An 11,381-nucleotide genomic window follows, 5' to 3' on the forward strand; every position below is an offset into this window, starting at 1 on the left:
GAGGAATTTTTAGAGATCCGGTAGAACCTGCGCCGCCTGGCCCCAGCCCTGCAGCGCCGCAGAGCTTGCGCGCTTGAGCAACGTTTTCGCATCCTTCACCGAATAGATGCCAGCGCTCTCGACCTTCTCGAGTTCCGCCCAACTCAGTGGCACTGCAACCGGCGCCCCAGGCCGCGCACGCGCGGAATAGGGCAGGATCGCGGTCGCGCCGCGCTGGTTGCGCAGCCAGTCGATGAAGATCAGCCCCTTGCGTTTGGCCTTCGACATGGTCGCAATGAAACGGTCAGGCTCGGCCTGTGCGAGCGACAGCGCGAAACGCTGGGCGAAATCCTTGACCGCCGGCCACTCCGCATCGGGTTTCAGGGGCACGACGACATGGACGCCCTTCCCCCCTGAAAGCATCGCGAAACTCACCAGCCCAAGATCCTCCAGCGTGTTGCGAATGTCCTGTGCGGCTTGCTTCACATCGTCGAAGCCGACTGCCGGATCGGGGTCCAGATCGAAGATCAGTCGATCGGGCTTCTCGACATCGGGCACCGACGATCCCCAACCATGAAATTCGATCGTTCCCATCTGGACGCAAGCGACCAGCCCATCGATCGAATCCGCATAGAGATATGGCTCGACACTGCCGTCCTTCTCGCGAATGTCGACATGCTGCATGGTCTCACCGAAACTGCCGGCGTCATGCTTCTGGAAGAAGCATTTCTTCGCACGCCCCTGCGGGCAACGCACCAGGCTGATCGGACGATTGAGCGCCCAGGGCGCCATGATGGGACCGATGGCCTCGTAATAATCGGCCAGATCGCCTTTGCTCACCTTCGCCTCGGGGAAGATCAGCCGATCGCGGTTGGTGATCCTGACGGGCTCGGCTTCCGACATCGATTTGGGCTTCTCGACGGTCACGTCCTTCGCCTCCTTGTCCTCGCGCAATCCCAGGAAACTGGCATGGCGCACCACGTCGTCGGCGGTGAACTCGGCGAACGCGACCTCCGCGACCAGCTTCGGCGTCACCCAGCGCCCACCGCGCGCGATCGCGCGCGGAATCTCCACCGCGGGCGACTTGCGCTCGATCCGCGCCAGACGCGCCATCAGATCGTCCGAGTTGGCGGCATTGAAGCCGGTACCGACTTTGCCCGCATAGCGAAGCTCACCGCCTATACGCGTACCGAGATAGAGCGAGCGCAGGCTGCGCCCGCTGGCGCTCGACGGCAGCCAGCCCAGGATGACGAATTCCTGCCGCCGCGTGCATTTCACCTTGAGCCAGGATTTTGTCCGGGTACCGCGATATGGTGCATCCACTTTTTTCGCGATGATCCCTTCCTGGCCGGCCTTGCACATCGCCTCGAACAATTGCTCGCCCGATCCCAGCACATGCTCGGCATAGACGATGGGCGGCTCGATGCCCTGGAGCAAGGCCGCAAGCTTTTCCTTGCGCGCGATATTGGGCTGTCCGGTCAGGTCGCGTCCGTCGAGGGAAAGCAGGTCGAAGGCGAACAGGGTGAATCCCTGGCGCCCCTCGCTCAGCGCGGCCTGCAGCGATGAGAAGTCGGGCTTGCCATCGGCGTTCAGCTTCACGATCTCACCGTCGATCAGCGCAGGCGGCAGATTGAACGCCAGTGCAGCCTCGGCAATCTCGGAGAATTTGTCGGTCCAGTCGAGGCCGGTGCGCGTAAGCACCGTCGCCTTTCCGCCGCCCAAGGCAAGCAGGCAGCGATAGCCATCATATTTCATCTCGTGCAGCCAGGCATTGCCCGACGGCACATGGTCGACAAGCGTCGCCTTCTGCATCGCACGGAAAGCGGGCCGCTTGCCGGTCCCCGCAACGGATCGCCGCTTTCCCGAGGATGATACCGAGGCTCGCGTCATCGTCGCGGCCTTCTTCATCACCGCATCGAACGCCTTACCGCGCTTGCCCTTGAGCGAGACCGGTTTCGCACCGCTTGCAATCTCGGCCATCGTTCGCCCGGTCTCGACGCTGGTCAATGCGCGCGCCACCAGATCGTCGGAACCCCCGACATGGTCGTCATCGATCTTGCGCAACAGCCAGTTCTCGCGCTTCTCGCCCGGGCGCGGCTTGAGGCGGATCAGCAGCCATTCGCCTTTCATGCGCTCGCCGTCGAGCGTGAAGTGGAGGTGCCCCTCGGCAAGCGTCTTGCGCGGATCCTTGCCCGGCACCGGGGTCCAGATGCCGCGATCCCACAGCATCACGGTGCCGCCACCATATTCGCCTTTGGGGATTGTCCCCTCGAACGTCGCATAGCTCAGCGGATGGTCCTCGGTACGGACCGCCAGTCTTTTGTCCTCGGGATTGGGGCTGGGGCCCCGCGTCACCGCCCAGCTCTTGAGCACGCCATCCAGCTCCAGCCGGAAATCCCAGTGCAGGCGCGTCGCGTCATGCTTCTGCACCATGAAGCTGTTACCCTTCGCCCTGCCCGTCTTGCCGGCGGGCTCCGCCGTCTTCGCGAAATCGCGCTTGGCGTTATAGGTGGCGAGAGGATCGGCGGTGCGGGCCATGATCAGGTCTGGCTCGGGCTCGGTGGTGTGCCCAGCCCTGGCCATACCCTAATCCCCGGTACGTCACCCCAGCGAAAGCTGAGGTCTCCGGACGAGAAAGGCGCGATCTGGTTGGGAGACCCCAACGAAAGCTGGAGTGACGTCGTGGGTTGGGCAAGGCGGGCTGCCGCAGTCATCCCGCAGCCCGCTTCCCCCCTGGCGCTTTCTTCGCTGGCGCCTTCGCCGTTGAAGCGGGCTTCTTGGCAGGCGCCTTCTTCGTCGCCGTCGTCGCTTTCCCACCGGGCCGTTCCAGCGATTTCTTGAGCGCCGCCATCAGGTCGACCACGTTCGATCCGCTTGGGCGCGCCTCATCCGGCTCGGCGGTGATCTTCCGACCCTTTGCCTTGCGCTTGCGCTCGACCAGCGCGCGCACCGCATCGGTATAATGATCGGTGAACTTCTTCGGGTCGAAGGCGCCGGACTTCTTGTCGATCAACGTCGCGGCGAGGTCGAGCAGGTCGGGATCGGCCTTCACGTCGCCGATCTCGCGGAAATAGCCCTGCGCCTTGTTCACTTCCTCGGCATAGCGCAGCGTCTCCAGTACCATGCCGCGTCCGCATGGTTTCAGGCTCACCACATATTCGCGCCCGCGCATCGCGAGTTGGCCCAGCCCGACCTTCTTGCTGCGCCTGAGTGCCTCGCGCAGCACGACATAGGCCTCTTCGGCAAGATCGTCCGCAGGCACCACGAAATAGGGTTTCTCGTAATAAAGCACGTCGATCTCGCTGGCATCGACGAACTGGACGAGTTCCAGCGTCTTGCGGCTCTCGAGCTTGACCGCGTCGATCTCGTCTTGCTCGAGCAGGACATAGTCGCCCTTCGATATCTCGAAGCCCTTCATGATCTCGTCTGCATCGACCGGGCCGATGCCGGGCACGACCTTCTCATATTTGATGCGTTTGCCCGACGGCTCGTGGATCTGGTGGAAAGCGACCGTGGCGGTCGATTTTGTCGCCGGATAGATCTCCACCGGGATCGAGACCAGGGCCAGCCGGATCTGTCCCTGCCAATAAGCGCGTGCGGCCATGTCCTGCTCCATCGTTACCGGAACAGAATGAGCGACGGTGGACACGGGTTCCGAGTCGGCATGCGTTCGCTGCCAAATCGGGCGCTGCCATTCCCGTAAAAAGGGGAAATGGCAGGATAGGCGGTTTACCGCCTATCGGCGGCTATTGGCCGAGCTTCTCGATCTTGTCCTTCAGGCTGGCGAGTTCCGCCTTCAACGCGTCGATTTCATCGTCCTTGCCGCCGCTGTCCGACGGCTTGACCGCGCCGGGCTTGAACGCGCTCGCCGCGGCTTCGAACATCGCCATGTTGCGCTTCGCCATTTCGGCGAACGGGCCGGCGCCGAACGCCCCCTCCACCGCGGTGCGGAACTGTTCCTGGTTGCGGCGGAATGCATCCATCGAAGCTTCGAGATAGCCGGGCACCACCGCCTGCATCGAATCGCCGTACATCGAGATCAGCTGGCGCAGGAAGTTGACCGGCAGCATCGCCTGCCCCCGCTGTTCTTCCTCCATGATGATCTGCGTGAGGACATTGTGGGTGATGTCGTCCTCGGTCTTGGCGTCGAGCACCTTGAACTCGCGGTTCTCGCGGACCATCGCCGCGAGATGTTCGAGCGTGATATAGCTCGACGTATCGGTATTGTAGAGCCGACGATTTGCGTATTTCTTGATGATGACGATGCCGTCGGCGGCTGCGTTCTTCTTCATAACCAGGAGCATCCCCCGCAAGACAATGGCTTACCCTGCACCATTTGATGCCGCACCGCAACACGGACCACGTCCCTTGCCGCTGTTCCTTGAATTGCTGCGCAGCGAAACCGCAACATCGCCCGAACGCGCCGCGGCCGCGATCAAGGGATTGCGGGCGTATCAGGACGCCCCTCGCACCGATCGCGGACCGCCCATGCCCGTCGTCGCCACCGCCGGCCGCGCCTGCCTGCGCGATTATGGCGGCACGGGATTGCCTGTGGTTTTCGTCCCCTCGCTCATCAATCCGCCCTTCGTGCTCGATCTCACGCCGCGCAATTCGCTGCTGCGCTGGATGGCCGGCCGGGGAGTCAGGCCATTGCTGCTCGATTGGGGTGCACCTTCGGCCGAAGATCGCGATCTCGGTATCGCCGGCCATGTCGAAACGCTGCTGGTGCCGCTGCTCGATGCGCTCGGCGACCGGACGGCATTGGTCGGCTATTGCCTTGGCGGAACGATGGCGGCGGCAGCGGCGGCGCTGCACCCGATCGCCGGCCTCGCACTGATCGCCGCGCCGTGGCGATTCTCCGGTTTTCCGGAAACCGCACGTGCCGACATGATCTCGCTCTGGGAAACCGCACGACCGACCTGCGGCACGCTCGGCTATCTGCCGATGGAGATTCTCCAGACCGCTTTCTGGCGGCTCGACCCCGGCCGCACCGTCTCAAAATATGAGCGGTTCGGCGCACTCGATCCGAACTCGACCGAAGCACAGGCCTTTGTCGCACTCGAGGACTGGGCCAATGGCGGCGCGCCGCTGACGCTCGAGGCAGGGCGCGAAACGTTCGAAGATCTGTTCGCCGCCGATCTGCCCGGCACGGGGCGCTGGCGCGTGGGCGGGCAGACGATCGATCCGGCCAATCTCGCCTGCCCTCTGCTCGACATCGTATCCCTCAGCGATCGCATCGTCCCCGCCGCGACGGCGACCGGACTGGACGAACGGCTGGAGCTCGGCGCAGGTCATGTAGGCATGATCGTCGGCGGCCGCGCCCGCGCGCAGCTTTGGGATCCCCTCGCCGTGTGGCTTTCGCACCTGCACAATAATTGATAGATTGCGGGAAACCCCTTCCATCGGAGACTTTCCCATGACCGACATCGTGATCACCGCCGCCAAGCGCACGCCGGTAGGCAGCTTTCTCGGTGCATTCGGATCGGTGCCGGCGCACGAACTGGGGCGGGTCGCGATCGAAGCGGCACTGGCGCAGGCCGGCGTTGACGCCGCCGACGTCTCCGAAGTCATCATGGGTCAGGTGCTGACCGCGGCGCAGGGACAGAATCCGGCCCGACAGGCATCGATGGCCGCCGGCGTGCCCAAGGAAGTGCCGGCCTGGGGCGTCAACCAGGTCTGCGGATCGGGGTTGCGCGCGGTTGCGCTCGGCATGCAGGCGATCGCCAATGGCGACGCGAGCATTGTCGTCGCCGGCGGACAGGAGAGCATGTCGCTGTCCAACCACGCCCAGGCGCTGCGCGCGGGCCAGAAGATGGGCGCGGTCTCGCTGGTCGACACGATGATCACCGACGGGCTGACCGATGCATTCAACCATTATCACATGGGCATCACCGCCGAGAATGTCGCCGAGCAATGCCAGGTGACCCGCGAGCAGCAGGACGCCTTCGCCGTCCGGTCCCAGACGCTGGCCTCCGCCGCACGGGCCGCCGGGCGCTTCGTCGACGAGATCGCGCCGGTCACGGTGAAGGGCCGCAAGGGCGACACGATCGTCGAGAAGGACGAATATATCCGCGACGGCGCGACGATCGAGGCGATGGCGGGGCTCAAACCCGCTTTCAAGAAAGACGGCTCGGTCACCGCGGCCAATGCCAGCGGCCTCAACGACGGGGCAGCCGCATTGGTGCTGATGACGCGCGAGGAAGCCGAGAAGCGCGGCGCGAAGATCCTGGCGCGGATCGCCAGCTGGGCCTCGGCGGGCGTCGATCCCGCAGTGATGGGCCTCGGCCCCGTCCCCGCCACCAAGCGCGCTTTGGAAAAAGCGGGCTGGAGCGTCGGCGATCTCGACCTGATCGAAGCCAATGAGGCATTCGCCGCCCAGGCATTGGCGGTCGGCAAGGAACTCGGGCTCGATCCCGACAAGGTCAACGTCAATGGCGGTGCGATCGCGATCGGCCATCCGATCGGCGCATCGGGCGCGCGCGTGCTGACGACCCTGCTTTACGAGATGGAGCGCCGCGACGCGAAGAAGGGCCTGGCGACCCTGTGCATCGGCGGCGGCATGGGCATCGCCATGTGCGTTGAGCGGTAGAGGTCCTTCACCCGGCGCCGTCATTGCGAGACCTGTAGCAACGAAGCGATCCAGCGACGTGCCATTCTCTGGATTGGTTGGCCTATAGCCGCCTTCGGCCCGCTCTGCTCGCAATGGCGCCGACACATGGTTTGTTCGGCGCCAGGGACATCACATCGATCGGATATGTCGATCGGATCGCCGTTTTCCTACGACGACCAGACCCGATCGTAGCGCTGCCCCAGCCCGGTGAGCAATTCATATTGCGACAGGCCCGTGCGCATCGCCGCGTCGGGCAGGTCATAGCCGATCTCGACCCAGTCGCCTTCGGCCAGATCCGAACAGGTGTCGACGCAGATCACGGTCAGGTCCATCGAGACACGCCCGATCACCGGCAATTCATGCCCGCCCGCCACTGCATAGCCGGTGCCCGAGAAGCAGCGCAGATAGCCATCGGCATAGCCCAGATTGAGGGTTGCCAGTTCCATCGCGCGCGTCGCACGGAAGGTCCCGTTATAGCCCACCATATCCCCAGCCGCGACCCGGCGGCGCTGCAGGATCTGGGTCTCGATCATGGCGACCTGGCGGATATCGTTGGCCGCCTCGATCCGGGGCACGCCGCCATAAAGCGCGATGCCCGGCCGTGTCAGGTCCAGCGCATATTCGGCGCCCAGGCAGATGCCGGCACTGTTGGCTATGCTGAGCCGCCTGGCGCTCGTCACATCGCGCAACGCTGTCAGCGCGTTGCGTTGCGCGCCGTTGACCGGCAGATCCTGATCGGCGCTGGCGAGGTGCGTCATCAGCGTCTCGACCTCCAGCCCGTCGAGCACGCCGGCCGCGACTTCTCCGGTGGACAGGCCGAGCCGGTTCATGCCGGTATCGACCATGACGTCGCATGCGCCGCCACCCGCCTCGCGCCAGCGCCGCACCTGATCCACCGTGTTGAGTACGGGACGGGCCGAGGCGCCGAGCGCGGCCTCCATATCGCCGGCGCGAACGCCGTGGAACACCGAAAGCGCCGCACCGTCGATCACCGGTCGCAGCGCCTCCGCCTCGGCCCATGTCGCCACGAAGAAATCGCGGCAGCCGGCATCAAGCAAGCGCTTCGCGACCTCGCGCGCGCCCAGGCCGTAGCCGTCCGCCTTCAATGCTGCGCCGCAGGCGGCCGGCCCGCTTCGGCCATTCAGCCAATGCCAGTTGCGCGTCAGCGCATCGCCATCGAGACGGATGCGCAACGGAGAGGGAATATCGGTCATCGGCGCGACCATTATCCGGCCCGCTTTGGATCGTCGAGGTTCAAGCGCGTCGTCTCCGGCAACCACAATATCGCAACAACGAACGCAACCAGCACCACCGTGAAAGTGTACCAGAGCCCGGCATAGGGATCGCCCGTCCGTGCAACGATATACTGACTGATGACCGGCAGGAAACCGCCGAAATATCCAGTTCCGATGTGATAAGGGATTGACATCGAACTGTAACGGATCCGCGGCGGAAATAATTCCGCCATGCACGCCGCCATCGGACCGAAGGTCATGCCCGACAGCGCCGAAAGCGCGAGGATGCCGAATATCATCAACGCCATGTTCGCGCTCGACGGGCGGACCTTGTCGAAACCGTATCCGGCACCGGCCAGCGCCGCGTCGAGCCCCGCCGGGCTGGTGTCCACGACCGGCGAACCGCCGATCGACACGCCGGTTTTCGGCGCCTCGGCGGTGACATAATGGACGCCCTTGCGCGACAGATGGTCGAGCAGCCGGCCGCACTCGCCGGCCTGGACCTTGGCGAACGGATCATAGCCGCAGTCACGCCCTGCAACGACGACGGGCGCCTCGCGCGCCGTCTGCGCCATCTCCGGATTGGCCGCGCCGCCGATCAGCTTGAACAATGGAAAGAGCAGCAACAGCGTCAACGCATAGCCGATGATGATCGGTTTCCTGCGCCCCACTTTGTCGGACAGCCAGCCGAACAATATGAACCAGATCAGCCCCGAGGCCGCGCCGACGCCGACGATGATCTGCGCCGTGCGATCGTCGACTCTCATGGCATTCTGGACAAAATAAAGCACCTGGAACAGCGCAGTATACCAGATGACCGTGACTCCGGCGGCAAGGCCGAACAGGGCGACCAGGATTCGTCGGGTATTGCCCGGATGGGTGAAGCTCTCCTTCAGGGGGTTGCCCGAAACCTGCCCCGACGCCTTCATCGCCTGGAACACCGGGCTCTCCGAAAGCTTCAGCCGCATCCATAGCGATATGCCAAGCAACAGCAGCGAGACTATGAACGGAATCCGCCAGCCCCAGGCCTCCCACGCCTCCTTGCCGAGGATTGCCTGTGTACCCAGCACAACGGCCAGGCTGAGCGCGAAGCCACCCGAGACGCTGGCCTGGATGAAGCTGGTGAAGAAGCCGCGCTTGCGAACGGGCGCATGCTCGGCGACATAGATCGCCGCCCCGCCATATTCGCCGCCCAGCGCCAGCCCCTGCAAAATGCGCAGGCTGAGCAGGATGATCGGCGCCGCCAGCCCGATACTGGCGGCCGACGGCACGAATCCGATCGCGGCAGTGGCCAGGCCCATCAGCGTGATGGTGACGAGGAAAGTATATTTGCGGCCCAGCCGGTCGCCGAGATAGCCGAACAGGATCGCACCCAGCGGCCGGAATCCGAACCCGATCGCGAAACCGAGCAGCGACAGAATCAACTCGATCGTCGGGTTCCCGGTGGGGAAGAAGGTCCGGCCGATGATCGCGGCGAGCGTGCCGTAGATGAAGAAATCATACCATTCGAACATCGTGCCGAGCGTGGAGGCGGCGATGACCAGCCGGATCTCCTTCCTGGTCGGTTCTCGCACGGCCTGCGCTGCGACGGTCGCCATCCATCCCCCATTCCGCCCGATGTCCGGACGCCGGACAGGCTTTAATGCCATGCCCGGCGCATTCCGACCCGACTTATTGCCCGCCGTCGCCGGTGCCTTTCGCGGCATCCGCCTTGGTCAGCGTCGGCCATTTGATACCAAGCTGTTCGAGATAGCTACCATAACGATCGGGCTGATAATAATATTTGCTGAGTTCCGGCTTGAAGCGCGCCATGATCTCGGTGTTGAGCTCCAGTGCCGGCTTGTCGGCCGCGCCGATCATGGGGACGTATTTCTGGTCCTTGGTCTGGACATCGGTGAAATAGGTTTTGGCCGCCTTCAGCAATTCGGGCTTGGTCAGCAGGTCGATCATCGTCATCGCCATCACCTTGGCGCCCGCGACGACGCCCTTATGGGCGATCGGCGTCGCCATCGCGATCGCATTGGACCAGTTATGCCCCGGAAGACCCGGGATGTTCGACGGATAGCCGATCGTGATCGTCGGCACTGTCCAGGCGACATCGCCGATATCGTCCGATCCGCCGCTCGGCGGATTTTCGACGGGTGGCTTCAACTCCTCAATCTTCGTGGCCAGCCCCTCCACCTTCTCGGCCTTGAGATTGGTTTGAACCACCTTGGCGAATGCCTGGTCGTCGGCGCTCCATTGCGGCAGGCCGACCATCTTGATGTTGGCATAGGCGGCTTCCGCCATCGGCTTGTTGAAATGGCGCGGCGCGGCGGCGCCCAGGATCCGCCGCGTGACCGTGGTATCGGTCATCTTCGCGGCAGCCTCGGCGATTGTGTTGCCGATCTCGAAATTCTTCTTGATCCCGTCAAAACCGATCTCGCGGAAATAGAACCAGATCGACGCACGCTGCGGCACCACATTGGGCTGATCGCCGCCATCGGTGATCACATAATGCGAGCGCTGTTCGGGGCGGAGATGTTCGCGACGGAAATCCCAGCCCGTCCCCATCAGCATCACGCCATCGAGCGCGGACTTGCCGCGCCATGGAGCCCCCGCCGAATGCGCGCTTTCGCCGGAAAACGTATATTCGACCGAGACGAGCCCGGTACCGCCCGGCTGACCATAGGCCGTGCCGAGATTGTTGCTGACATGGGTGAAGAGCACTGCGTCGACATCCTTGAAGACGCCGTCGCGCACAAAATAGGCCTTGCCGGCCAGCAGTTCCTCGGCAACGCCGGGCCACAGCACCAGTGTTCCCGGAATATTATCTTTCTGCATCAGCTCCTTGACGGCCAATGCTGCGACGATGTTGACGGCCTGGCCGCTATTATGGCCCTCGCCGTGACCGGGGCCGCCAGGCACCATCGGATCATGCCAGGGAATGCCGGGTTTTTGTGACGCCTTGGGGATACCGTCGATATCGCTGCCGATCGCGATCACCGGGCCGCCGCTGCCATGCGTCCAGCGCGCCACCCAGCCCGTCGGCAGCCCCGAAACGCCGCGCTCGACGGTAAAGCCTTCCTTTTCGAGCAACTCGGTCAGGTAACGGCTGGTCTCCGTCTCGTGCAGGCCGAGCTCAGCGAAGCTGAACACCGAATCATTGACCACCTGCGCCAGCTTGGTGCGCGCTTCGACGCCGGCGATGGCGCGCGCCTTCAATCCGCTGGGCCTCGACTGGGCGAACGCTGCCATCGGCAGCCCCGCCACGCAGGCAATTGCGATCAAGCCGTGAATCAGTCGAGCGCCGCGCATAACTTCCCCTCGTTTTCAAAATCAGAAACACGCTATTGCTATGCCGCAATTGCAGGCGCCGCAATGGGCGCCTGCCCAATGCTAGATCAAGCTGCGTGATTCCGGAATCACGCAGCTTGATCTAGCTTTTTGTTTTACCGCGATTTTCGAGTCGTTCGATGGGTCCATCGACCTGCAAATCGCTCTAGGTGGTGGTGACATTTTAGGGATTCACGGGGTGCAGGATTTCTGATTCAACGCTGGCTTTTGGAGGCTGGTGT

At 63.7% G+C, this 11,381-nt stretch carries 8 protein-coding genes; 2 read left to right on the forward strand and 6 right to left on the reverse strand.

Features of this window, described 5'->3' with window-relative positions; translation table 11 throughout:
- Positions 1–9: 9 nt before the first annotated feature.
- The 3 genes from ligD to phaR all read right to left on the reverse strand — a co-directional run bounded on the left by ligD (position 10) and on the right by phaR (position 4,271).
- Complete coding sequence (ligD, locus tag AC3WN8_RS28610) at positions 10–2,562, reverse strand: DNA ligase D (protein ID WP_492672924.1); 2,553 nt, start codon at positions 2,560–2,562, stop codon at positions 10–12.
- A gap of 127 nt (positions 2,563–2,689) precedes the next feature.
- The gene (ku, locus tag AC3WN8_RS28615; RefSeq protein WP_492672925.1) at positions 2,690–3,583 is read right to left on the reverse strand and encodes a non-homologous end joining protein Ku; all 894 of its coding nucleotides are present in this window, start codon (positions 3,581–3,583) and stop codon (positions 2,690–2,692) included.
- 142 nt (positions 3,584–3,725) lie between these two features.
- Entirely contained in the window at positions 3,726–4,271 is a 546-nt protein-coding gene (gene phaR / locus AC3WN8_RS28620) for a polyhydroxyalkanoate synthesis repressor PhaR (protein WP_492672926.1), read from the reverse strand.
- A 76-nt stretch (positions 4,272–4,347) separates the two neighbouring features.
- On the opposite strand from phaR, the gene AC3WN8_RS28625 reads away from it, so the two are divergent.
- Together AC3WN8_RS28625 and AC3WN8_RS28630 are read left to right on the forward strand one after the other, a co-directional pair.
- Positions 4,348–5,358: an alpha/beta hydrolase gene (locus AC3WN8_RS28625; RefSeq protein ID WP_492672927.1), complete on the forward strand. Its 1,011-nt coding sequence runs from the start codon at positions 4,348–4,350 to the stop codon at positions 5,356–5,358.
- A 37-nt stretch (positions 5,359–5,395) separates the two neighbouring features.
- Complete coding sequence (locus AC3WN8_RS28630; RefSeq protein ID WP_492672928.1) at positions 5,396–6,568, forward strand: acetyl-CoA C-acetyltransferase; 1,173 nt, start codon at positions 5,396–5,398, stop codon at positions 6,566–6,568.
- A 188-nt stretch (positions 6,569–6,756) separates the two neighbouring features.
- Here the strand turns inward: AC3WN8_RS28630 and AC3WN8_RS28635 are convergent, their stop codons facing one another.
- The 3 genes from AC3WN8_RS28635 to AC3WN8_RS28645 all read right to left on the reverse strand — a co-directional run bounded on the left by AC3WN8_RS28635 (position 6,757) and on the right by AC3WN8_RS28645 (position 11,061).
- Positions 6,757–7,803, reverse strand: coding sequence for an alanine racemase (locus AC3WN8_RS28635; RefSeq protein ID WP_492672929.1), 1,047 nt, complete (start codon positions 7,801–7,803; stop codon positions 6,757–6,759).
- Between the two features lie 11 nt (positions 7,804–7,814).
- The gene (locus tag AC3WN8_RS28640; RefSeq protein ID WP_492672930.1) at positions 7,815–9,422 is read right to left on the reverse strand and encodes an MFS transporter; all 1,608 of its coding nucleotides are present in this window, start codon (positions 9,420–9,422) and stop codon (positions 7,815–7,817) included.
- A 73-nt stretch (positions 9,423–9,495) separates the two neighbouring features.
- A complete protein-coding gene (locus AC3WN8_RS28645; RefSeq protein ID WP_492672931.1) occupies positions 9,496–11,061 on the reverse strand; it encodes an amidohydrolase in 1,566 nt (521 codons plus the stop codon).
- Positions 11,062–11,381: the final 320 nt, after the last annotated feature.

The sequence above is a fragment of the Sphingobium sp. FW305-3-2-15-F-TSA7 genome (genome assembly GCF_058787155.1).

What these genes read in the sequence shown, in the direction of transcription:
- AC3WN8_RS28645 (WP_492672931.1), bottom strand. Translation starts at nt 11,061, where the DNA reads ATGGCAGCGTTCGCCCAGTCGAGGCCCAGCGGATTGAAGGCGCGCGCC.
- ligD (WP_492672924.1), bottom strand. Translation starts at nt 2,562, where the DNA reads ATGGCCAGGGCTGGGCACACCACCGAGCCCGAGCCAGACCTGATCATG.
- ku (WP_492672925.1), bottom strand. Translation starts at nt 3,583, where the DNA reads ATGGCCGCACGCGCTTATTGGCAGGGACAGATCCGGCTGGCCCTGGTC.
- AC3WN8_RS28635 (WP_492672929.1), bottom strand. Translation starts at nt 7,803, where the DNA reads ATGACCGATATTCCCTCTCCGTTGCGCATCCGTCTCGATGGCGATGCG.
- phaR (WP_492672926.1), bottom strand. Translation starts at nt 4,271, where the DNA reads ATGAAGAAGAACGCAGCCGCCGACGGCATCGTCATCATCAAGAAATAC.
- AC3WN8_RS28640 (WP_492672930.1), bottom strand. Translation starts at nt 9,422, where the DNA reads ATGGCGACCGTCGCAGCGCAGGCCGTGCGAGAACCGACCAGGAAGGAG.
- AC3WN8_RS28630 (WP_492672928.1), top strand. Translation starts at nt 5,396, where the DNA reads ATGACCGACATCGTGATCACCGCCGCCAAGCGCACGCCGGTAGGCAGC.